Below are 22,665 nucleotides of genomic sequence, written 5' to 3' on the forward strand. Positions count from 1 at the left end.
CCATGCGCTCAGGAACGCGGTGCAAGGCCCCGTACCAGTACGTCGACCATGGTGGCTGCCAGCGTTTCAGCGCTCTGCTCGCCTTGGGCCGCGTACCACTGGCCGGGCCAGTTGAGCGCGCCCGCCAGCGTGAACGCCGTCATCCGCACGTCGAGCGGCGCGATCGAGCCGTCCTCGATGCCCGCAGCCACCAGACCGCGCATCGCCTGGTCGATCCGCCGCTTGAGCGCCCGGAAATGCGCGCGGCCTTCTTCGGACAGCACGTTGTCGTCGGTACGAACCACGCAGCGGCCGAAATCGTCCATGTTGATCTCGGCATAGCGGCGCAGGAAATGCTTCAGGCGGGTGAGGCCGTCGCCAGGTTCGTGCTGCGCCTCGGCCGCCGCCTCCTGCAGCAGTTCAAGGCCGCGCGTGATGCATTCCAGCAGTACCTGCTCCTTGTTGCCGAGGTAGCGGTAGATCGTCGGCTTGCTGATGCGCAGGCTGGCGGCCACCTCGTCGAGCGAGGCGGCCTGGAAGCCGCGTGCGTTGAAGGCACGCACGGCGGCGCGAAGCACGGCCTCGCGTTTCTGGTCCTTTTCGCGAAGGCGGTCCTCGGGCGAACGGAACGGGGAATCGATGAAATCTTGCGGAGGTGTCGTCACGGGTTTTCCTTGTCTGGCGACATTGACAAGAAACTGATCGTTATGCAACGTACTCATGAGTACATACGAAACCAATGAGTTTCTCAAGCCTTTCCGGCGACGCGATTCGCGTTGGTACGGGGGGCGGTTTGAAAAAAAGGATTTCCTGATGAAGATCGAAGGCGTGGCGGCAATCGTGACCGGCGGCGCATCCGGCCTTGGCGCGGGCACCGCGCGGCGGCTGGCGGCGGCGGGGGCCAAGGTGACCCTGTTCGACCTCAACGCCGAACTGGGCGCGGCAACCGCGCGCGAGATCGGCGGGCACTTCGTATCGGTCAACGTGACTGACGAGGCCATCGTCGAAGCCGCGCTGGACGAGGCCGAGGGCCTGCATGGCAAGGCCCGTATTCTCGTCAACTGCGCCGGGATCGGCCCTCCTGGCAAAGTTATCGGGCGCGACGGCAAGGCGATCCCGCTGGCGGATTTCTCGAAGATCGTGACGATCAACCTGATCGGCAGCTTCAACGTACTGTCGAAGTTCGCCGCCCGCCTGCACGATGCCGACCCGATCGGCGAGGAGCGCGGGGTGATCGTCAACACCGCCTCGGTCGCGGCTTACGACGGGCAGATCGGACAGGCGGCCTATGCCGCTTCGAAGGGCGGCATCGTTGGCCTGACGCTGCCGGTGGCGCGCGAATTCGCCCGCTACGGCATCCGCGTGATGACGATCGCGCCGGGAATTTTCTGGACCCCGCTGCTCGCTACATTGCCGCAGGAGGCGCAGGATTCGCTTGGGAAGCAGGTGCCGTTTCCCAGCCGTCTGGGCCAGCCGGACGAATATGCGCAGTTGGTCGAGAGCATCGTCACCAATCCGATGCTCAACGGCGAGACTATCCGCCTTGACGGCGCGATCCGGATGGCGCCGAAGTGAGCGGGACGGGAGAGGGTGCCGGTCCCGAGCTGACCGCGCAGATCGCCGCAAAGGTCGAGGCCTTCGTGCGCGAGGTCGTCGCGCCTTATGAGAAGGACCCGCGCCGCGATCACCACGATTGCCCGAGCGAGGAACTGGTCGCCGAACTGAAGGACAAGGCGCGCGCCGCCGGGGTCCTGACGCCGCACATCCTGCCCGACGGCCGTCATTTGACGCAACGTGAGACGGCCGTGGTGCTGCGCGCCTCGGGTCTGTCGCCGCTGGGGCCGCTGGCGCTTAACACCGCCGCGCCGGATGAAGGCAACATGTACCTGCTGGGCAAGGTCGGCAGTGCGGCGATCAATGAACGCTTCCTCAAACCGCTGGTGGAAGGACGCGCGCGCTCGGCCTTCTTCATGACCGAACCGGCGGCAGAGAACGGCGCCGGGTCCGACCCTTCGATGATGCGGACGGCCTGCCATCTCGACGGCAATCACTGGGTCATCAACGGGCGCAAGGCTTTCATCACCGGGGCGGAAGGCGCGCAAGTGGGCATCGTCATGGCGAAGTCCGAGGATGGCGCCTGCATGTTCCTGGTCGACCTGCCCGACCCGGCGATCCGGATCGAGCATGTGCCCACCACCATCGATTCCTCGATGCCCGGCGGTCATGCCGTCGTCGCAATCGAAGACTTGCGCGTGCCTGCCGACCAGATGCTCGGGCAGTCGGGCGAGGGGTTCCGCTATGCGCAGGTGCGGCTAGCGCCCGCGCGGCTGTCGCACTGCATGCGCTGGCTGGGCGCGTGCATCCGCGCCAATGAGATCGCCGCCGACTATGCAAACCGGCGCATGGCCTTCGGTAAACTGCTGATCGACCACGAAGGCGTCGGCTTCATGTTGGCCGAGAACATGATCGATCTGCGCCAGTGCGAACTGATCATCGACTGGTGCGCCGGCGTGCTTGACGCCGGCGAGGCGGGCGGCACGGAAAGCTCGATGGCCAAAGTCGCAGTGTCCGAGGCGCTGATGCGGGTGGCGGATCGCTGCGTGCAGGTGATGGGCGGTTCGGGCGTCACCGGCGATACCATTGTCGAACAGGTGTTCCGCGAAATCCGCGCCTTCCGCATCTACGACGGGCCCACCGAAGTCCACAAGTGGAGCCTTGCCAAGAAGATCAAGCGTGACTGGAAGGCAGCTCATGAGCAGCACTGACGCCGCTGCCAATGCCGGCACCGGCGCCGTGCGCGAGGGCTATCGCTTCGACGAAGCCCGGCTGGCGGCGTGGATGGACGCGCATGTCGACGGCTTCGCCGGGCCGCTCACGGTCGAGCAGTTCAAGGGCGGGCAGTCCAACCCCACCTACAAGCTGGTCACGCCGGGCCGCGCCTACGTGCTGCGCCGCAAGCCGCCGGGGCAGGTGCTGAAAGGCGCCCACGCGGTCGAGCGCGAGGCGCGCGTGCTGTTGGCGCTGGGCAAGACGGGCTTTCCGGTGGCGCATGTCCATGGCCTTTGCTTGGACGACAGCGTCATCGGCAGCTGGTTCTACGTGATGGAGATGGTCGAAGGCCGCATCTTCTGGGACGCGACTTTCCCCGATGTCCCGCACGCGGAGCGCGCCGCCTACTTCGCCGCGATGAACGAGACGATTGCCGCACTGCACCGGATCGAGCCGGAAGCGGTGGGGCTGGGCGACTACGGCAAGCCGGGCAATTACTTCGAACGCCAGATCGCGCGCTGGTCGCGCCAGTATCTGGAGGACACCGAGGCGGGTCGCGATCCAGGCATGGACCGGCTGATCGAGTGGCTTCCCACCGCAATCCCGGCGGGCGACGAAACGCGCATCGTCCACGGCGACTTCCGCTGCGATAACATGATCTTCCACCCGACCGAGCCGCGCGTGCTGGCGGTGCTGGACTGGGAACTCTCGACCTTGGGCCATCCGCTGGCGGACTTCGCCTATCATGCGATGATGTTCCGCATGCCGCCCGACATCGTCGCCGGGCTGGGCGGCGCGGACATCGCCGCGCTCGGCATCCCGTCGGAGGCCGAATATCTTGCCGCCTATTGCCGCAACGTCGGCCGCCCGCCGATTTCGGAGCAGGACTATGCGTTCTGCATTGCGTTCAACTACTTCCGGCTGGCGGCGATCTTTCACGGCATCAAGGGGCGGGTGCTCCGGGGCACCGCCGCCTCCGAACACGCCCGCGAACGCGCCGCCAGCCTACCGCGCATAGTCGCTTTGGCGGTGGAAAGCATGGAGGCCTGCCTGTGAGTGAGACACCTGTCCTGTTCGACCTGGCCGGCGGCATCGCCCGCGTCACCCTCAACCGGCCTGAGGCGGGCAACGCCATCGACCTGCCCATGGCCCGCGCCCTGACAGAGATCGCCATCCGCTGCGAGACCGATACCGCCATCCGCTGCGTGGTCCTGACCGGTGCGGGGCGGCTGTTCTGCGCGGGCGGCGACGTGGGGCTGTTCAAGTCCTCGGGCGATCACGTTGATGCGCTGCTCAGCGAGCTGGCGGGCACGCTGCACATGGCGCTTACCCGCTTCGCCCGCATGGCCAAGCCGCTGCTGGTGCTGGTCAACGGCCCGGCGGCGGGCGCGGGCCTCAGCCTGGCGATCGGCGGCGACGTGGTACTCTGCGCACGTTCGGCGCACTTCACCGCCGCTTACGGCACGCTTGGCCTGACGCCGGACGGCGGCATGAGCTGGTGGCTGCCGCGCCTGGTGGGACTGCGCAAGGCGCAGGAGATCATTCTCACCAACCGCCGCATCAAGGCCGACGAGGCCGAAGCGATCGGCCTCGTCACCCGCACCGTCGTTGACGAGGCGCTGGCCGCCGAGGGCGATGCGCTGGCCGTCCGCCTTGCCGATGCCGCCGTGGGTGCGCTCGGCGCGGCGCGGGCGCTGCTGCGCCAGAGCCTCGAAACCAGCCTCGAAGCACAGCTGGAACGCGAAGTCGCGGCGATCACCCGATCGGGCGCCGCACCCGAATGCCGCGAGGGCCTTGCCGCCTACTTCGAAAAGCGCGCGCCTAACTTCAAGCCCGGCAACTTCAAGGGAGTCTGACACATGGCCGAAGCCTACATCGTCGAAGCCGTCCGCACCGCCGGCGGGCGCCGTAACGGCAAGCTCGCGGGATGGCACCCTGCCGACATGGCGGGCGAGGTGCTCAACGCGCTGGTGGACCGCGCGGGGCTGGACCCGGCGGTGGTCGAGGACGTCATCCTCGGCTGCGTGACCCAAGCGGGCGAACAAGCCTTCGCCTTCGCGCGCAACGCCGTGCTGGCCTCCAAGCTGCCGGTCAGCGTGCCTGCCGTCACCATCGACCGGCAGTGCGGTTCGTCCCAGCAGTCGGTGCAGTTTGCGGCGCAGGCGGTCATGTCCGGCATGCAGGACGTGGTGATCGCGGCGGGCGCGGAGAGCATGACCCGCGTGCCGATGTTCTCCAACACGGCTTATCACACGAGGGAAGGCGTCGGCGTCGGCCCGTTCAGCCCGCGCATCCAGGGCCGCTTCGGGGTGGAGACCTTCAGCCAATTCGGCGGCGCCGAGATGATCGCTGCCAAGTACGGCTTCGATCGCGAGACGCTCGACCGTTTCGCGCTGGAAAGCCACCGCCGTGCTGCCGCCGCCACCCAGGCGGGCGTGTTCGAGCGCGAGATCGTTCCGCTGGACGTGGACGGCGTGCCCCAAGTCACTGACGAGGGCATCCGTTACGACGCGACGCTGGAAAGCATCGGCTCGGTCAGGCTGCTTGAGGAGGGCGGCGTGATTTCCGCCGCCAATGCCAGCCAGATCTGTGACGGTGCCTCGGGCGCGCTGGTGGTGTCGGAGCGGGCGCTCAAGGACTACGGCCTCACCCCGATCGCGCGTATTGTCGATATGGTGGTGACGGCGGGCGATCCCATCATCATGTTGGAGGAACCGATCCCCGCGACGCAAAAGGCGCTGAAGCGCGCCGGCATGCGGATCGAGGATATCGACCTCTACGAAGTGAACGAGGCTTTTGCGCCGGTGCCGCTGGCCTGGCTCAAGGCGCTCGGCGGCGATCCCTCGCGGCTCAACGTTAACGGCGGCGCCATCGCGCTCGGCCATCCGCTGGGCGCAAGCGGCACCAAGCTGATGGCCACGCTTGTCCACGCCCTGAAGGCGCGCGGCAAGCGCTATGGTCTGCAGACCATGTGCGAAGGCGGCGGCATCGCCAACGTTACCATCCTGGAGGCGCTGTGATGGGCTTGCGCACGCGCTTCACCGAACTTGTCGGTATCGAGCATCCAATCGTCCAGGGCGGCATGATGTGGGTGGGCCGCGCAGAATTGGCGGCGGCGGTGTCCAACGCGGGCGGCCTCGGCATCCTGACCGCGCTGACCCAGCCCACGCCCGACGACCTGCGCCGCGAAATCGATCGCTGCCGGAGGATGACCGACAAGCCATTCGGCGTGAATCTGACGATCCTGCCTTCGGTCAGCCCGCCGCCTTACGCAGAATACCGCCGCGCGATCATCGACAGCGGCGTCACCATCGTGGAAACCGCAGGCCACCGCCCGCAGGAGCATGTCGAGGACTTCAAGGCACACGGCGTCACCGTGATCCACAAGTGCACGGCGGTGCGGCACGCGCTTTCTGCCGAGCGGATGGGCGTGGACGCGATCTCGATCGACGGCTTCGAATGTGCGGGCCATCCGGGCGAGGACGATATTCCGGGCCTCATCCTGATCCCGGCGGCGGCGGACAAGCTGACGATCCCGATGATCGCCAGCGGCGGCTTCGGCGACGGACGCGGCCTTGCCGCTGCGCTGGCGCTGGGCGCCGACGGCATCAACATGGGCACCCGTTTCTGCGCCACGGTGGAAGCGCCGATCCACGAACGGGTGAAACAGTTCATCGTCGACAACGACGAGCGCGGCACGAACCTGATCTTCCGCAAGTTCCACAATACCGGCCGCGTTGCCAAGAACAGCGTCTCTGACCGGGTGGTGGAGATTTCCACCCGCGACGGCGCCGTGTTCGAGGATATTCGCCCGCTGGTTTCGGGCGCGAAGGGCCGCACGGCGCTGGAGACGGGTGATCTCGACGCCGGGCTCGTGTGGGCCGGGCAGGTACAGGGCCTGATCCACGACATTCCGACCTGCGCCGAACTGGTCGGCCGGATCGTGCGGGACGCACAAGGTATCATCGTCTCGCGGCTGGCGGGCATGGTCGCGGACGAGGTGATGGCATGAGCGATCTCGTCACCGTCACGCGCGAAGGGGCGCTGACGATCATCACCATCAACCGGCCCGAGGCGAGCAATGCCCTGAACAACGACGCGCAGGTCGCCATGAACGCGGCCTTCGACGCCTTCGCGGCGGACGACGATCAGTGGGTCGCCATCGTCACCGGGGCAGGACCGAAGGCGTTCTGCGCCGGGCACGACCTCAAGCAGCAGGCGGCGAGCGGGGAACTGGTATCGCCGCCCAACGGCTTCGGCGGACTGACAGGGCGCAAGGGGCTGAACAAGCCGGTGATCGCCGCCGTCAACGGCGTGGCGATGGGCGGCGGCCTAGAGCTGGCGCTGGCCTGCGACATCGTGGTGGCGGCGGCCCATGCAGCTTTTGCGCTGCCCGAGGTTCGCGTTGGGCTGGCGGCGCTGGGCGGAGGTATCCAGATCCTGCCGCAAGTTATCGGCGCCAAACATGCCATGGGCATGTTGCTGACCGGACGGCGCGTCTCTGCGCAGGAGGGGCACGCGCTCGGCTTCGTCAACGAGATTGCCGAAGGCGATGTGCTGGATGTTGCGCGTAAGTGGGCAGTCGAAATACTCGTCGCCAGCCCCTCGTCTGTGCGCGCAACGAAAGAAGCGGTTAGGCTCGGCCTGTCGACACCTTATGACCAGGCAATCGCCGACCAATGGAATTATCCGGCGATGAAGGCGATGTTTGCTTCGGAGGATTATGTCGAGGGACCGAAAGCGTTCTCCGCCAAAAGAGTGCCAGAGTGGAAGGGACGTTAAAGCTGCGCCTTAAAGCTTGCACGTGAGGCTTGGCAACGCGGCGTTCGGAAGAAATGGCTTCTGCGAAATCGCAGCCAACCGGCGTGCCCGCTCCGGATTTACTCGTTTTTTGGCAAGATGGAACAGCTAGGAGCTTTGGAGCAGTCTACTGAGCGCACGTTCCGTTTCACTTGGCTTGATGCCGGGGCGCCTGAACACGCCCACGGGTCGCTCGTAGCGCAGGGCGCCGGTGTCGAGACATACCAGACGGCCGGCTGAAATCTCTTCTGCGAAGCTGCTGGGGTCGCCCAGCGAGACGAATGGCCCCGACAGCAGGCAGCCTTTGACGACGTGCAGCGAGGACGTGCGCAGTGCGATCGGCGGTGCTGGCAGATCGGCGTCCCGAAAGATCGTACGCCATCCTTCTTCCAGCGCCGGGTGGTCGGGCACGATCCACCTGTCGGCCTTCAGATCTTGCAACCGGATCCGGCGCGCCCGCGCCTGCGGATGGTCTGCACGAAGGATGACACCTGCGCGCTCTGTCGCGAGCGGCCGGAATTCCAGTTCTCCCAGATCGAGCAGCGGGCCGCGCGCCCCACATACCAGGGTGACGGCACCCTCGCGCAGAAGATCCAGCATTTCGCTGAGCGGTCCTTCCTTTACGGTCACGTGGACCATGGGATGCGTGATCGCCAGCCTGGCAAGCGCCACGGGAAGCCGCTGCATCGAGAACGAGGCATCTGCCCCGATGCTGATGGTCTGTGCCCGCTTCCCGGTGAGACTTCTCAGCGCGGCGAGGGCTCGATCGCGCTCAGCCAAGATCAAGCGGGCTCGGGGTAGCAGTTCCTCGCCGCCCGGAGTGAGGACGATGCCGCGCGGCCCTCGCTCGAACAGAGGGGCCTCCAGCGTACCCTCGAGCAACTGGATGCTTCGCGTCAGCGAGGGCTGTGAGACCGCCAGCGCCTCCGACGCACGGTTGAAGCTGCCGTTGTCCACGACCGCAACGAACCGCTGCAACTGGCGCATGTCCATTTCCGCACTCCAAGGGTTATCGAAATAGCGTATATCCTATCGCAAATTGGTAATGGAATTGCTATGGCTTTATGCCAGCGTGTCCGCTTCCAAGCGAGGGACAAAAGCGATGGACATTGCCGCTCAGGACGATCTGGAGATCGTAGGGATCATCAATCACCGCGGCGGCGGCGTGGGCGACGCTCCCAGCGGTCCGGACTTCGATCCCGAGCACATCCGACGGGCGGCAATGTCGCAGGAGGCCGCTGGTTATGATCGCGTACTGATCGCGAACACCACGATCATGCCAGAGTCCTTCGCCATCGGCGCCTATCTCTCGGCCATCACGACCAAGCTCGGCTTCATGCTGGCGCATCGTCCCGGACCGGTGATGCCCACGGCGGCAGCGCGCCATCTCGCCACGCTGGACCGGCTGAGCGAAGGCCGCGCGGCTGTGCACATCATCGCCGGTGCCGACGACCGCGAGGTTCAGGCCGATGGCGCGTTCAACACCAAGGAAGATCGCTACCGGTTGGCCGGCGAATACGTCGAGGTCATGCGCAAGATGTGGTCGGCGACAGAGCCGTTCGACTACGACGGCGAATTCTACAAGTTCCGGGGCTCCAGCGCGATGATCCGGCCAACCCTGGGCTCGATACCGGTCTATTGGGGCGGAACTTCCGACCTCGCGCTTGACGTGGGTGGCCGCGTTGCAGACGTCTACGCCATGGGCGGTGACACCTTCGCACGGGCCGGGGCTCTGGCGAGCGGCGCGCGAGCGGCAGCAGCACGCCACGGTCGTGAGATCAAGGTGCTGATGACCATGGTCATCCTGCTGGGTGACAACGAGGACGCGGCCTGGGCGCGTGCCGATCGACTGTTCGACAAGGTCACCGCGCAGATGGCGAGCGTTGGTAACGTCGCAATGGGCGGCAAGCCGGGCGAGCCGGAAGAGAAAGCCGCCGCCGGGGCCTTCCAGCGCATGCTCTCCCAGTCGAAGGAGGGCGACCGCCTGGACAGCTGTCTCTGGACGGGTCTGAACAAGGCCTACAAGGGCCGGGGTAACAACAGCGTCCTTGTCGGCACGCCGCAGCAGGTCGCAGACACGCTGATGGAGTATCGGCGCCTGGGCGTCACCCGCTTCCTCCTGCGCAGCCCCGACCAGGATCGCGACGCAATCATCATCGGTCGCGAGCTCGTCCCTGAGCTGAAAGCGCTCATGGCGAGGGAGCGTTCGCTTCAGACCGCCGCGTGATAGCACCCTCCCATTACAAGCTTGCCCTGTGCAGGCCGGACGCACCGAATGTGTTCGACGCGCAGGGCCGCGTCCGTGACGGCGTGCTTGACCACAACGTAGGCCTTTATTGCGACCTGATCGAACAGGCTGCGGACAGGTTCGGGGCCAAGCTGATCGTCTTTCCTCAGTTTGGGCTGACCGGCTACACCGCGCTCGACAGCCCCGCATGGGAAGGCGCAAGCCTGGCCTTCCCGGGCCCTGAACTGGAGCGCATTGGCAAGGCCGCGCGGCGGGCGGGAGCCTACGTTGTTCTATCGGCCTCCGAAAAGCACGCCGCCTTTCCGAACCGCTACTTCATCTCGGCAGGCATCCTGACGCCCTTGGGCGAGCTTGGGCTCACTTACCGAAAGAATTACTCCATCTCGATGCGGCTGAGCCCTATCGACGTCTATAGCCGCTTCGTCGAAGTGTTTGGTCACGACGCTTTTACGCCTGTGCTGCCCACCCCGCTGGGGACGCTAGGCGTGGTCATCGGCGCTGAACCGCATTACCCCGAGATCACCCGCGCGCTGGCGTTGAAAGGCGCAGAGGTCATCCTCAATCCGATTGCCGCGCCGGTCATCGACTACATGATGCGACCTGGCGCTGATCACGTTCGTGCAGTGCGCGCCTTCGAGAACGTCGCCTATTTCGCGGCCGTCAACGGCGTGCAGAGTGACATTCCCAGTAAGGCCTGGGATTTCGAGGGCAGGGCCATCGCGGCGCCCTCCGACGATCCGCGCTTCACGCTCGTCAGCGTCGACATCGAAGCGCTGCGCAAGACACGCTCCAGTCCGGCGGCTAATCTGCTCGCGCAAATCCAGCCCCAGATCGCCGAGTATCCGCACAAGTTACCGCTGTGGCCGACCGACGCCTTTGCACAGGCGGCGCCGGGCAGCGTCGACGCGCTGCTGGCGGTCGAAGAACAGGTCTGGAAAGGTCTGCAAGACATCGGGCGCGGCAAGGCGCCAGGCAACTGAACAACGCCCGCCAGCCATGCGCGACTTCGGAATATTCGGAGGCCGGTCAGGCGGGCACGCTCGTTAGACGACACATGCTTTCAATGGCTTGTGCCGGTAAGCGCGGATCGGGAAGATAATCATGGCAATTGAACTGGTCGGGCTTCTCAATCTTGGCCGTGGCTCCGAAGAACGGGGACCGGCGACCGATCCTTTCGATGCTGATTTTGTGGTTGAGTTCGCTCAGGTCTACGACGAGGCCGGCTATGACCGGGTGCTGATCGGCCAGAACGCCCGTTCTCCAGATCCGATCACGATCGCGTCCTGGGCGCTGGCCCGAACGCAGCGCCTGCGGGTGATGATCGCGCATCGCCCGGGCTTCATCGCGCCGACCATGGCCGCGCGCATGTTCGCGACGCTGGACAAGCTCAGCAAGGGTGGCGTCGGGGTGCGCATCATCACTGCGGCAAGCGATGCCGAAACGCGCAATGACGGCGACTTCCTGACCAAGGACGACCGCTATCACCGCAGCCACGAATACGTGCGGATCCTGCGCCATATCTGGTCGGCGACATCCTGTGGATCGGCCGCGAGATCGGACCGGCGCGGCGCAAGGCGACCGCCGCCTTTCCGCGCCAGATGGTCACGGCCTGAGGCGTCGCTGCGATGATGTTCCTCGTTTACGCCGGACCCGACGGTGAGAGCTACATGGCGCGGATCGAACCGCGAAACACCTACGTGGCCGGGACGGCGCCGATTCCCTCGCCGGGTTGGCGCACCATGTCAGTAGAGGGCGGCGGCGAACCCGACCTACTGCACATCTCAAAGGGCTTTGGCAGCGTCCAGATCGTGATGCGCGGCGCGATCAAGATCGAGGTCACCGCCGGACCCTTGCGCGAGTGGCTCGGCCGTCCGGGCGACGCTTTCGTATTCGTCGATTGCGAGGGTACGGGCCACAGCGCCACGGTCTGCAATCTTGAAACATTTCAGGCCATCAACGTACGACTTTCGAGCGACTGGGATCAGCTCAAGGCCGCATTCGACGGTTGGCCGCACGATGCGCAGCCCTTTCCGCCCGGGATCACGCTTTGAGGTCCCGAGAGCTTCGCAACTGAGCGCGGTGCAAAGTGCAGGCTATCACCTTGGCGGCGCTGTCGCGGCAGACTTGCTGACCTAATCTTCCGCGTTATCTGACAGGTCGAAGGGAGCACTTTGTGGCAGGACAAATCCGCAGGATCCGCTAGGCCTGTATACGGGCAACCTCGGCTTTTTCTCTCAGTAATGGGTTGAGGGTTTGGCCAAACTCAACGATGTCATCCAGAAGAGAGTAGCCGCTGATCAGGAAGCGGCGAACCCCCAGCGCATGGTAGCGCATCAACGCGTCGGAAACCTGCTCGGGCGTACCCACCAGCGTCGTGGCGGCTTTCTGGAAGCGGGTGGCCTTGTTGATGCCGATCCACAGGCGTTCGTCCAGAAGGAGGCCTTCGGCTGCCATGGCTTCGATCCGTTCGGCCTTGCCGAGCGTGCTTATCGCCATGCCGCGTCGGTCGAGGTCGGCGACAGACGCAGTCACCTGTTCGAGCACCTCTGCCGCCTTGTCCCACGCGGCTTCCTCGGTTTCACCAAGGATGATGCGGGTAGACATGCAGAAGTCGATCTCGCGACCAGCACGTACTGCTTCGCTCCGGACGCGGTCGATGAGGGTGCGGCTGTTATCGATGGTATCTACACCGAATGCATAAATATCCGCGTGGGCGCCCGCCACCGTCAGCGCATTTTCCGAAAGGCCCCCGAAGAAGATGGGAATACCTTCCTCCTGCAGCGGAGTGACGGCCGAATGGGCGCCGCGAAAGCGGAAGAAGGTGCCGTCATGGTCGAAGGTTTCTCCCCGCCAGACGCGCTGCATCAGGGCGATGTATTCACCGCTGCGCAAATGGCGTTCGTCTCGCGTCAGGAAATCACCGTCGGCCTGCGTTTCGGTATCGCTTGGCGCGGAGATAATGTGAACGCCGACCCTCCCGTCACTCACCCCGTCGAGCGTCGCGAACATGCGCGCGGCCATCGTCGGGGCAATGAAGCCGGGACGGTGCGCGATCATCAACTTCAGCTTTTCGGTAAATGCAACCATGTGCGAGGCGAAGACTATGCCGTCGGGCCAGCTTGCCGCCTGCGCGATCAGGATGCGGTCGAAGCCATTGCGCTCGAAGGATTGTGTGAGGGTGCGGATGAAATCGGTGTCGATCTGCCCTAGGGGAGCAGGATGGCTTTCCGAAGAATCGCGATGGCTGAACGTCCCGATAATCTCGATCGGCATGAATGGTATCCTTGTGGTCGGGAAGGATCAGGCGGCGGATCGCGGAAAGCGATAGAAGGCGAGGAGCAGCACAATGGAGGCGCAGTAGGCGAGGGCAGGCAGAACGCTCATGGTCAGGCGGACCGCATCGATCGCATCGCGTCCCTGCACGACGGCCGCTCCCGCGGAGGCTTGGTAACCGTTTGCGCTGAGAAACAGCCCGACGATGAAAGGTCCGATGGCGAAAGCTGCCTTCTGGAAGAATTCGAACAATGCGGAATACACGCCCTCCCGCCGAAGGCCGGTTAGGTGAAAGTCGTGCTCGATGGTGTCCGGCAGCATCGACAGGGCCATCAACAGGCCACCCGTCGTCGCGATGCCGGTCAGGGCGGCGCGGCACCAGAAAATGAGATCGCTTTCGGCGGGGCCGGCTGCCATCCAGCTCAGGCTCGTCATCGCCAGCATGAGATAAGCGCCGATCGCGATATGCTCCTTGCGCCCGAGGCGCGCGATCCAGCGCCACAGCGGAACGCAAGCCATGCCGACGATCGCGCTGATAAAAGCATAGTGCGACATGCCCGCCTCGCCGCGCTGTACGACGTCACGCATGAAAAACAGCCCCGCCGCACCCATGGCTGCCGTGGCGATGTAGCCGCAGAACTTGACCGCCAGCAGCACCAGGAAAGGCCGATTGGCAAGTAGGGTAGCGATCTGCTGCCCGCTTGGAAGGCGATGATCGGTGCGCACGGTCTCACGTGCAGACGAGGTCGTCAGAACGGCGGTTCCCATGCTTACGAAAACGACCGCCGCCATGACGCAGCCCATGACGACATAGGCCGTGCTGGTCCCGCCGCCCCAGGCCACCATGGCGGGCGCGGCTGAAGCGCCGACCAGCCCTGCGACCTGAATGAAGAAGGTGCGGCAGGCCATCAGGGAGGTCCTGCCCTGGTAGCTTGTCGTCATCTCCGTCGCCATGGCGGAAGCGGGGATGGAAAAAGCGGAATAACCGGTGAACAGCAGCACGAGCACCAACACGATCTGGCCGCTAACCGCTCCGCTCCCCGATGCGAGCGGGGGCAGGAATAGCGCGGCCATCCCCATCGTACCCAAGATCGTGCCGGCCGCCATCCATGGTCGCCTGCGGCCCCAGCGACTTTTTGTGCGGTCGCTGCCGTATCCGATCAGAAGATCCGCGATGGCATCATAGATGCGCGCGAACATCATGATTGACCCTGCGATGGCCGGTGCGATGCCCAGGTGCGACACCATGAAGTAGAGGAACATGACATTCACGACGTAGAGGATCGTCGTGCTGCCCACAGAACCGAAGGCCCAGCCCATCTGAAGACCGCGGCTCAGCGGTGTCTCCGCGGCGTGGTCGCCCGTCGAAACGGAGACCGCGGCAATACCGGGTTCAGTGGAAAGTGCCGTCGCGCCAATCCCGCTGCCCTGCATGCCTGTCGCGCCTCCTTTGGTTGTCTGACGAACAGATGCAGGTTCCGCGCTATACACGCCAATGCAATGTGGCGCTTTCTCCATTCAGAAATTCTATGGAGGCGGCCATGCAGTTGCGGCAGATGCGGCATTTCCTTGCAGCGCTCGATACCGGGTCGATGACACAGGCGGCACGCGACCAGAACGTCACCCAGCCCACGCTTTCGCGCAGCATCCGGATGCTGGAACTGACGCTCAAGGTCGATCTACTGGAACGAAGCCACGGCGGCGTGATGCCCACTCGCTATGGGGAAGCCTTCGCCGAGCACGCCCGCAGTATCATCGCCGGTACGCGCCAAGCACAGGACGACGTTTCGGCGATGAGGGCGGGACGGCTCGGCCACGTCCGGCTGGGCCTTGGCGAAAGTGCGCTGCTGGCGCCCGTGGCCCGCAGCATCGGCAGATTGTCGCTGCTGCGCGAGGATCTGCGTGTTTCACTGGATTATGACGTTCAGGATTCGCAGCTGGCGAAATTGCGGCGAGGCGAACTCGATGCGATCATCGACCTTGGTCGCCCCGATCTCGATGTGGACGACCTGCGCTACAAGGCGGTGGCGAAGCTTGCCATGGTGGTGATGGTCCGGCCCGAGCATCCGTATGCGCGCAAGGGCAAGGTGTCACTACAGGAACTGGCCTGCATGCCCTGGGCGATCCTCGATCAACCGGGGGCAGACAATTATTATCGGCAGATGCTGGGCGGGGAGGAAGTCTTTCGCAACATCCGCTTGCGCTGCGTAGCCCCCACCATGCTCCGCATGATTGCGCTTGAAAGCGACATGCTGATCATGATGACGCGTATCAACGACCAGAAGGCCGCCGATGACGTGCTGGTCGAACTGGAGACGGACATCCCCCCCGTCACTACCGACTTGTGCCTGATCACCCGTCGACGCTCCTACATGACGGGAGCCCTGCGGTTCTCGCTCGAGGAAATTACGCGCGGCTTGGCCCAGTGACATCATACGTTTCACGCATTGCCTGCGGCGGCTTTTCAATTGGCAGGCCTGCGGGCGCCTGCCGATAATCCGTCGATCGACAGTTGGGGAGACATGCATGCGCAGGTGGCTTTGGGGAAGCATGGGGCTTTTGCTGCTTGCTGCTATCGCCTTTGCGGTGTCGGCCCGAGCGGGAATGTTCGCGGTACCGCTGAATGACCTGCGCGCCCGGTATCAGGAGCCATCGTCACGCTACGTGCGGATCGACGGGGTAGAGCTGCACATCATGGACGATGGTCCGCGCGATGGGCCGGTGCTGATACTGGTCCACGGACACTACCAGTCGGCGCGCATCTGGGACCCATGGGTAGGCCGGATGAAGGACAGGGTACGCGTCATCCGCTTCGACATGCCGCCCTATGGTCTTTCCGGCCCTGATCCGTCAGGCGTCTACAGCCCGCAGCGTGTGGAGCAGCTGATCGCCGGGATTGCGGCGCATTACAGGCTCAAAACCTTCGCCATCGGCGGCATATCGACCGGCAGCGCAGTTTCGATGCGCTATGCGCTGGCCCACCTGGGCCAGATCGACAAGCTGGTGCTCATCAATGCGCCGCTGGTGCCGATACCGCCAACGCTCCAGCCCAAGAGCCCGTGGTACATGGCGACGCTGGAGACCTGGGTGTTCCGCCCGGTCTATCGCCCTCGCGCATTCTATTCCTATCTCTTGCACCGGCTGATCGCCGATCCCGCAAAGGTGACGCCTGCGCTGATCGACGAGACTTACGACATGCATCGCAAGCCCGGCAATGCGCAGACCCTGGACCGGTTCACGGCCAACCTGCGCTTCGAAGCACGCGACTATGGCCAACGCTCCCGAAAAACGAGCGGTCAGCTTGCCGACGTTCGTGTCCCGACACTGATCCTGTGGGGCGGCGCCGGCTCAATGCTGCCGATGTCGGTCGCGTGCCGTGTGCAGGCCACGATTACCAAGGCCCCAACCCGCCTGATTGCCTACCCCGGCGCGGGACATTTCCTGCCGCTTGAAGCCCCGCAGGCAGCGGGCGACCTTGCAGACTTCATGACGGCCCCCGGCTTGGCATCCCAGAACCAAGCCGTGCCAGCGTGCAATGCCGCCCCGGCGGTCAGGCCGGTTGGCGCTGTGCCGCAATCTTCTCGCGCACCAGCGGAACAAGCGCACCGCCGATGATGGCGGCGTCCCGATCTTGGTCGGGACCGCGCCGCAGCAGCATCCTGAGTCCACCTTCGATCTCATTTTCCGAAGGTTGGATACAAAAGCAGGGCTGTTCCCGGTATCCGGAAACAGCCCCAGAAGAATGAAATCAGAAGCTGGCGCGTACCCGCAGGCCGCCGTTGCGCTTGACTGGCATCGAGAGAACGACGGCGTTGCCGCCTAGCAGGCTGGTAGTGGATTGCACCCCGGTATAGGCATCGTCGTTAAGCACATTGTTCACGAAGACCTGCACGTCGAACTGGCCGAGCGTGACGCCGCCACGCACATTCACCTTATTGCCGTCGCCGATCCAGGCGATGTTCTGGTAATCGGTGTAGATCCGGCTGCGGTGGGCATAATCGGCGCGAACGAACCAGCGGTGGCCGCCTTCAAACTCGCCCGAATATTCCGCTCCGACGTTGCTGGTAAAGACAGGGGCTGCCGGGTTCTGCTGGCCTGCCTGGATGGTGTTCCTTCCGGTGATCGCTACGCAGGCGGCGCAGGGGATGGTGGTGTTCAGCGTCACCTTGTTGTAGCCGGCGTTGAAGTTGAAGTTCAAATGATCGGTGGCGCGGTAGTTGCCCTCGATCTCCGCGCCCTTGACCGTGCTGCGGCCGGTGTTCTGCGTAACGCCGACAAAGATCGGCGCAGCGCCCGGCACAGTGTTGGTCACGCCCACCGTATTCGTGATCGCCTGGTCCTTCCACTTGCCAAGGAATACCGCAGCGCTGAACGAGAACCGGCGGGCGATATCTCCTTTCAGGCCGATCTCGTAGTTGTCCATCAGCGCGGGCTTGTAGATGTTGGTTACAGAGGATGTCTGCTCCAGTTCTGCCCTCTGCGCTGCTGTAAGCGGCAGGACCGAGAGGTTGAAACCACCCTTGTTCATTCCGCGCGAATAGGTGGCGTACCCCATCAGATCGGGCGTGAACTTGTACTGCGCCGAAACGCGCGGCACGAAGCGGGAGTACTTGCCGCTGGTCCGCAGCGTCTGCGGGTTGCGGAAGAAGACCTTCAGCTCTTCCCGGATGTAGCGTCCTTCGACGTTCAACGTAAACTGCGACGAGAAGTCGTAGGAGGCGCTTCCGAACACGCTCTTGTCTCTCAACCGGTTGAGAGAGCCATCGCCGAACACCTGGATCGAGCTAGGATAAAGGGCGACCGTGTAGCTGCGGTTTTCGACGTTGAAATAGTTGACGCCCGCCATCCAGCGGAACGGCTGGTTGGCACCTGAGGTAATGCGGAATTCCTGGCTGAAGGCCACTTCCCGGTACATCGCCATGGTTGGATAGTTGATGTACGGGTCCTTCACGAAGCCGGGAATGGTCGACACGGTAGTGTTCGGGATGCCGCTCGTGTCGCGACCGTCGAGGTCCTGGTTCGACTGAAAACGGGTCTTGTTGTATCCGGTGAGCGAGGACAGCACGATGTCCGATCCGGGGATGGTGAAGTCGATTCCCAGGTTCCCCACGAATTCGCGGCGTTCCAGCCCGGCGTGCTGATTGATCGCCTTGTATGTCGGGTTAAGGATACCCAGCGAGTTGTTGACGACCTGGCTGACGAAGGCGGGCGTCGCCGGATTCTGACCCAACTGGCTCAGCGGGAACTGCGGTATCTTGCCGCAATAGTAGTTGTTTACGTTGGTGGGCGCTCCCCCGGCGTTGCAATTGAACGTGTTGACGGGCCGCTGGCTGGAAAATGCGCCCGGTCCCGCGCCGTCGCTATCCTCCAGATACATGCCGAACGCCTTCAGACGCAGGCCGTCGAAGGGTTTGATGACGAGGGTTCCGCTGACGGTCCGGGTCTCCTGGTCGCCCAGGCGGCTATTATCGAAAGTATTGGTGTACTGCCCGTTTTGACCGAACATGCGGCCGCCGACGCGCAGCGCAACCGCATCGCCCAGGATCGGGATTTCAAGGCTAGCGCGCAGGTCATATAGCGAATACGTGCCGACAGTCCCGTCGACCTCGCCCTTGAACTCTCCGCCCGGATCGCGAGTCACGACGTTGATCGCACCGGCAAAGGACTGGCGACCGAACGCGGCGCTCTGCGGGCCCTTGAGCACTTCGGTGCGCAGTACTTCGTTGCCCAGGTTGTTGATGACGTCGAAGTTGACCGGCGTTCCATCGAGGAAGACCGACACTGTGGGGTTGAGCGGATCGGCAATGCCCCGGATCGTGATCTGGCTGTAGCTGCGATCGACGCGGCCCGAACTGGTCTGCTGCGCATAAAGACCCGGCGTATAGGCCTGCAGGTCCAGCACGTTCCTGACGTTCAGCTTGGCAAGGGTCTCTGCCGTCATGACCGACAGCGTGACTGGCGTTTCAAGCAGCTTTTCTTCGCGGCGACGTGCTGTGACGACGATCGCGTTATCTCCGCTTGCTGCGGTTTCCGCTCGCGGTTCAGCTGCCTCTTGCGCCATTGCTGCCGGTGACAGGGCCGTTACATAAAGCGCGGTAGTTACGCATGCACCAAAATTATGGATGGCAAGGCGCTTGAATCTCATGAGACCCCCTGTGTTTTGATATTGCCCAGTCGCGATCTTGCGACTTGGGTGGAGGCTGTCATGTGGTCAAAACCGCAACAATTGACTTTTCATTGCAGGGTCATAATTTCAAGTTATCGTCCTCGCGCAAATTCATTTCCGTGCGCGCGGCTAGCAAGGAGTTCGCGATGGATCTGCGGCAGTTGCGCCACCTGATCGCTATCGTGGATCAGCGATCTTTTTCTGGTGCGGCCAAAGCCGTCCATCTTACCCAGCCGGCCCTGACCCGAAGCATGAACGCGCTGGAACAGAGCGTTGGCGATTCGCTGCTGATCCGCAAGAATAACGGCGTCTCGCCAACCGCCGCGGGCTTCATACTGTACGAATATGCAAAAATGCTGACAGCGGGCGCGGACAACGCGCGGGCTGAGATAGCCCGGCTCTCGCAGGGCCTTGGCGGCCAGATTACCATAGGCGTCGGCACGCACATGGCCGAACTGATGATGTCACCAATCCTTGCGAAATTCGCGAGCAAGCAGCCCAATCTGTCGATCAACCTCAGGACCGGGCTGATTGAGGATCTTGTTCCGATGATAATGGAGGGCGAGGTTGAACTTGTAGCTTCGATGGTGCCGATGGATCGTATGCAAAAAGGCCTCGTCTTCGAACGGCTGTTCACCACTTTGACTGCGATCTATGCGGCAAGCGACCATCCTTTGAGCCGGACTGGGGGACAGATCGGCTTCGATCGCCTGGTGCGCGAACCCTGGGTGGTGCTCAATTCCGATCACGCCGATGTTTCTGCCAGACGCATGTTCTCAGCCGGGGGATGTGGCTTTCCTAAGCAGATACTGCGCACGGATTCGATTTCCATGATCCGCACCATGATCGAAACCGAAGGATATCTGGGCAGCCTCCCGGCGGAATACATGAAAGGCAGCCGGACGAAAGCACTTGATGTTCCGGGCATGCCGTTGCTGCGCTCGTGTGGGCTGGTGTACCGCGCGGACGTACCGTTGCGGCCCATCGCTGTGGAATTTGCCGACCTGCTCCGGGCCGAACTATCCCCGGTCAACGCCCCCTTGGCGTAATATCCCTCCACGCATTCCAGGGTCATGCATTTCATCTATGGCCGAGAGCGGCCTTTTCATTACCGTTCGCATGTCATGCCTCCCTAATCGGCAAGTTGTAGCTGGTTGGGAGACGAGAGCGAATGCGACGAAGGACTTTCCCGCGCATACTTCCCGCCCTGGCGCTGATGGCCGGGCTTCCTATGCCTCTCTCGCCAGCAAAGGCCGAAACCTCCCCGCCCGCCTATATTGCGCACGCCGAACTGGAGCGCCGCTACGGCCTCCCGTATTCGCGCTTCACGATGATCGAAGGTGCACGCATTCACTACACCGATCAGGGGAAAGGGCCGGTCATAGTGCTTCTGCATGGGTCCAGCGGATCCCTGCGGACCTACGACCGGGTCGTGCCTCGACTGGTGGACAGCGGCTACCGCGTCATCCGCTACGACGAACCGAACATGGGACTTTCCGGACCTGCGCCACAGGCGCTGTACGATCGCCCGCTTTACCCGGTGGTCGTTCTGGAAGGAATGCTGGCAAAGCTAAACGTACGCTCGGCTACCTTCGTTGGCGTGTCCAGCGGGGGCTCCGCCGCTTTCTTTTTTGCTGCCCGTCATCCCCAGCAGGTGGAACGCCTCGTCCTGTCCAATACGCCGATGGGCAGGGCCGACGGCAAGGGCATGACACTCAGCCGCGACCTTGCCCGCGAACTGGCGCTGTCGACGCCCGGACAGGGGCGCAAAAGCAAGATCTACCGGCCGCTATTTTACTGGCAGGCATTCTTCCGCTTCTTCACCGGCGAACCGGATCGCGTCTCGCCGGCATTGCTGACCCAATATTACGACATGAACCGGCGCGAGCCCGTGCCGGATCGGCTGGCCATGGTGGAAGCGCTGGACGACGCTCCAGGCGTTGCCGCTGCGCTCGACGCGGTCACCGCGCCGACGCTGCTGTTATGGGGTGCGCGCGATCCGGTCCTGCCCCCGGAAAGCGCGGCGGACCTGAAGCAGGCGCTGCATAACACGCAGGTCTCCACGCTGATGATGCCCGATGTTGGTCACTATCCCCCACTGGAGGTTCCCGAACGCTTCGCCGACAGCGTGCTGGCTTACCTGCGGTCGGTAACGCCTGTTCGCCCCAAGGCCCCGCCTCCTTCCCAACGATGAACGTTCCATTTCGGTAGCGAGTGAACCATGGCTTGTGAAATTCTCGGCATCCTGCACTGGAACGAATATTCGGATCTGCGGCCCAAGAGCTTTGAGGAGGTTGAGCCGGAGTTCATTGCCCATTGCGCCCAGGTACACGAAGACGCCGGTTTCGACCGGGTGCTGATCGCCAACAGCGCACACCGGCCCGACAGCCTTCCGATCGCGACGTGGGCAGCTGCCGCCACGAAGAAGCTCGGCTTCATGATCGCGCATCGCCCCGGCTTCATCGCCCCCACCATGGCTGCGCGGATGTTCGCGATCCTCGACCGGATGAGCGGCGGGCGCTGCGGCGTCCATATCATCACCGGCGCTGACGATGTCGAGATCCAGGCGGATGGCGATTTCCTGACCAAGGACGTGCGCTACAGACGCAGCCACGAATACGTCGACGTGATGCGGCGAGTATGGTCATCGGCCGAGCCGTTCGACCATGAAGGAGATTTCTACAAAGCCAGGGGCGCCTTCGCCCACGTCCGCCCTCTTTCGGGAAGCATCCCGATCTTCTGGGGCGGGTCGTCGCCAATGGCCGTCGATCACGGCGCGCAAGTGGCGGATGTCTACGCGCTGCCGGCCGTCGGCGTGGAGCAGGTCAGGCAAATGGTTACAGACGTGCGCATCGCCGCCGCAAGATACGGCCGCACGTTGGACTACCTCATATCTACCCGCGTTCTTGTTGCAGATACCGAGGCGCAGGCCTGGGAGCGAGCGCACGCGATGCAACGTCGGTTGATGGAAGAGGTGGTCGACAACGGTCGCTTTGCCACTCTTCCTGGCGAAACGGGCAGCCAGGCAATAGAGCGCGGCTTGACAGATGCCAATCGCGACAGCCTGGACGGCAGGATGTGGAGTGGCGTGACACGGGTACCGACCGGCCGCCCCTCCATAAACTGCCTGATCGGCAGCACCGACCAGATCTTCGAGGCTTTGATGGCCTATGCCGCTCAAGGCGTCAGCCGCTTCATCCTCAGCGGCTATGAGCCGATCGAGGATACTCGGCATATAGGCCAGTCGCTCATCCCGCGACTGCGTAAGGCCCTTGCCTGATTATTGCAGTGCACGTTAGCGAGAACTGGCGCGCGTGTGGCCTTGAGTAGTATCTAAGCAGGGAAGAAAAGGCGGCGGCCACTCCGGCAATTGGCTTTGATTCTTAATCAGGCGGGTGACTGGCTACCAATGGACGACTCAAGTCGTTCC

The 22,665-nt window shown here is 63.7% G+C and carries 21 protein-coding genes; 16 read left to right on the plus strand and 5 right to left on the minus strand.

All coding sequences use genetic code 11. From position 1 onward, the window contains the following. Nucleotides 1-8: 8 nt before the first annotated feature. Nucleotides 9-644 (minus strand): TetR/AcrR family transcriptional regulator, encoded by a 636-nt coding sequence (locus tag TQ38_RS24490; protein WP_043970303.1) that lies wholly within the window; start codon nucleotides 642-644, stop codon nucleotides 9-11. A gap of 148 nt (nucleotides 645-792) precedes the next feature. On the opposite strand from TQ38_RS24490, the gene TQ38_RS24495 reads away from it, so the two are divergent. The 7 genes from TQ38_RS24495 to TQ38_RS24525 are packed head-to-tail and all read left to right on the plus strand — an operon-like array spanning nucleotide 793 to nucleotide 7,530. Beyond that, nucleotides 793-1,554, plus strand: coding sequence for an SDR family NAD(P)-dependent oxidoreductase (locus tag TQ38_RS24495; RefSeq protein WP_043970759.1), 762 nt, complete (start codon nucleotides 793-795; stop codon nucleotides 1,552-1,554). Next, a complete protein-coding gene (locus tag TQ38_RS24500; RefSeq protein ID WP_205316145.1) occupies nucleotides 1,551-2,744 on the plus strand; it encodes an acyl-CoA dehydrogenase family protein in 1,194 nt (397 codons plus the stop codon). Before TQ38_RS24495 ends, TQ38_RS24500 begins: the two co-directional genes overlap by 4 nt. After that, a complete protein-coding gene (locus TQ38_RS24505) occupies nucleotides 2,731-3,804 on the plus strand; it encodes a phosphotransferase (protein ID WP_043970306.1) in 1,074 nt (357 codons plus the stop codon). Before TQ38_RS24500 ends, TQ38_RS24505 begins: the two co-directional genes overlap by 14 nt. Then, a complete protein-coding gene (locus TQ38_RS24510; RefSeq protein ID WP_043970308.1) occupies nucleotides 3,801-4,604 on the plus strand; it encodes an enoyl-CoA hydratase/isomerase family protein in 804 nt (267 codons plus the stop codon). Before TQ38_RS24505 ends, TQ38_RS24510 begins: the two co-directional genes overlap by 4 nt. A 3-nt stretch (nucleotides 4,605-4,607) precedes the next feature. Further along, entirely contained in the window at nucleotides 4,608-5,768 is a 1,161-nt protein-coding gene (locus TQ38_RS24515) for an acetyl-CoA C-acetyltransferase (protein ID WP_043970310.1), read from the plus strand. Then, nucleotides 5,768-6,760, plus strand: a complete 993-nt coding sequence (locus TQ38_RS24520; RefSeq protein WP_043970312.1) for a nitronate monooxygenase family protein — start codon at nucleotides 5,768-5,770, stop codon at nucleotides 6,758-6,760. The genes TQ38_RS24515 and TQ38_RS24520 overlap by 1 nt, the downstream gene beginning before the upstream one ends. Next, nucleotides 6,757-7,530 (plus strand): enoyl-CoA hydratase-related protein, encoded by a 774-nt coding sequence (locus TQ38_RS24525; RefSeq protein ID WP_043970314.1) that lies wholly within the window; start codon nucleotides 6,757-6,759, stop codon nucleotides 7,528-7,530. Before TQ38_RS24520 ends, TQ38_RS24525 begins: the two co-directional genes overlap by 4 nt. 126 nt (nucleotides 7,531-7,656) lie before the next feature. On the opposite strand, the gene TQ38_RS24530 is transcribed toward TQ38_RS24525, so the two are convergent. Then, nucleotides 7,657-8,535, minus strand: a complete 879-nt coding sequence (locus TQ38_RS24530) for a LysR family transcriptional regulator (protein WP_052505514.1) — start codon at nucleotides 8,533-8,535, stop codon at nucleotides 7,657-7,659. 115 nt (nucleotides 8,536-8,650) lie between these two features. Between TQ38_RS24530 and TQ38_RS24535 the strand changes: the two genes are divergently transcribed. The 4 genes from TQ38_RS24535 to TQ38_RS24550 all read left to right on the plus strand — a co-directional run bounded on the left by TQ38_RS24535 (nucleotide 8,651) and on the right by TQ38_RS24550 (nucleotide 11,847). Then, entirely contained in the window at nucleotides 8,651-9,775 is a 1,125-nt protein-coding gene (locus TQ38_RS24535; protein ID WP_162792366.1) for an LLM class flavin-dependent oxidoreductase, read from the plus strand. Continuing rightward, nucleotides 9,772-10,776: a carbon-nitrogen hydrolase family protein gene (locus tag TQ38_RS24540; protein ID WP_043970317.1), complete on the plus strand. Its 1,005-nt coding sequence runs from the start codon at nucleotides 9,772-9,774 to the stop codon at nucleotides 10,774-10,776. Before TQ38_RS24535 ends, TQ38_RS24540 begins: the two co-directional genes overlap by 4 nt. 121 nt (nucleotides 10,777-10,897) lie before the next feature. Then, nucleotides 10,898-11,425 (plus strand): LLM class flavin-dependent oxidoreductase, encoded by a 528-nt coding sequence (locus tag TQ38_RS24545; protein ID WP_052505516.1) that lies wholly within the window; start codon nucleotides 10,898-10,900, stop codon nucleotides 11,423-11,425. After that, nucleotides 11,422-11,847, plus strand: a complete 426-nt coding sequence (locus TQ38_RS24550; RefSeq protein WP_113942042.1) for a hypothetical protein — start codon at nucleotides 11,422-11,424, stop codon at nucleotides 11,845-11,847. Before TQ38_RS24545 ends, TQ38_RS24550 begins: the two co-directional genes overlap by 4 nt. Nucleotides 11,848-11,995: 148 nt before the next feature. On the opposite strand, the gene TQ38_RS24555 is transcribed toward TQ38_RS24550, so the two are convergent. Then, on the minus strand, nucleotides 11,996-13,069 hold the full coding sequence (locus TQ38_RS24555; protein ID WP_043970321.1) for an LLM class flavin-dependent oxidoreductase: 1,074 nt from the start codon (nucleotides 13,067-13,069) through the stop codon (nucleotides 11,996-11,998). Nucleotides 13,070-13,096: 27 nt separating this feature from the next. After that, nucleotides 13,097-14,503 carry an MFS transporter gene (locus tag TQ38_RS24560; protein ID WP_240198089.1) on the minus strand — a complete coding sequence of 469 codons (1,407 nt, stop codon included), beginning with the start codon at nucleotides 14,501-14,503 and terminating at the stop codon, nucleotides 13,097-13,099. A gap of 107 nt (nucleotides 14,504-14,610) precedes the next feature. Here TQ38_RS24560 and TQ38_RS24565 point away from each other — a divergent pair, with 107 nt between their 5' ends. Further along, nucleotides 14,611-15,498, plus strand: coding sequence for a LysR family transcriptional regulator (locus TQ38_RS24565; protein ID WP_043970772.1), 888 nt, complete (start codon nucleotides 14,611-14,613; stop codon nucleotides 15,496-15,498). A 97-nt stretch (nucleotides 15,499-15,595) separates the two neighbouring features. After that, nucleotides 15,596-16,684, plus strand: coding sequence for an alpha/beta fold hydrolase (locus TQ38_RS24570; RefSeq protein WP_082057481.1), 1,089 nt, complete (start codon nucleotides 15,596-15,598; stop codon nucleotides 16,682-16,684). Nucleotides 16,685-16,817: 133 nt separating this feature from the next. On the opposite strand, the gene TQ38_RS24575 is transcribed toward TQ38_RS24570, so the two are convergent. Then, nucleotides 16,818-19,214 carry a TonB-dependent receptor gene (locus TQ38_RS24575; protein WP_043970323.1) on the minus strand — a complete coding sequence of 799 codons (2,397 nt, stop codon included), beginning with the start codon at nucleotides 19,212-19,214 and terminating at the stop codon, nucleotides 16,818-16,820. Between the two features lie 62 nt (nucleotides 19,215-19,276). Between TQ38_RS24575 and TQ38_RS24580 the strand changes: the two genes are divergently transcribed. The 3 genes from TQ38_RS24580 (at nucleotide 19,277) to TQ38_RS24590 (ending at nucleotide 22,515) form a co-directional block, all read left to right on the plus strand. Continuing rightward, entirely contained in the window at nucleotides 19,277-20,284 is a 1,008-nt protein-coding gene (locus TQ38_RS24580) for a LysR family transcriptional regulator (RefSeq protein WP_162792367.1), read from the plus strand. A 122-nt stretch (nucleotides 20,285-20,406) separates the two neighbouring features. Then, nucleotides 20,407-21,429, plus strand: coding sequence for an alpha/beta fold hydrolase (locus TQ38_RS24585; protein WP_043970326.1), 1,023 nt, complete (start codon nucleotides 20,407-20,409; stop codon nucleotides 21,427-21,429). 27 nt (nucleotides 21,430-21,456) lie between these two features. After that, complete coding sequence (locus TQ38_RS24590; protein ID WP_043970327.1) at nucleotides 21,457-22,515, plus strand: LLM class flavin-dependent oxidoreductase; 1,059 nt, start codon at nucleotides 21,457-21,459, stop codon at nucleotides 22,513-22,515. Nucleotides 22,516-22,665: the final 150 nt, after the last annotated feature.

Source organism: Novosphingobium sp. P6W (assembly GCF_000876675.2).
Taxonomy (GTDB): Bacteria; Pseudomonadota; Alphaproteobacteria; order Sphingomonadales; family Sphingomonadaceae; genus Novosphingobium.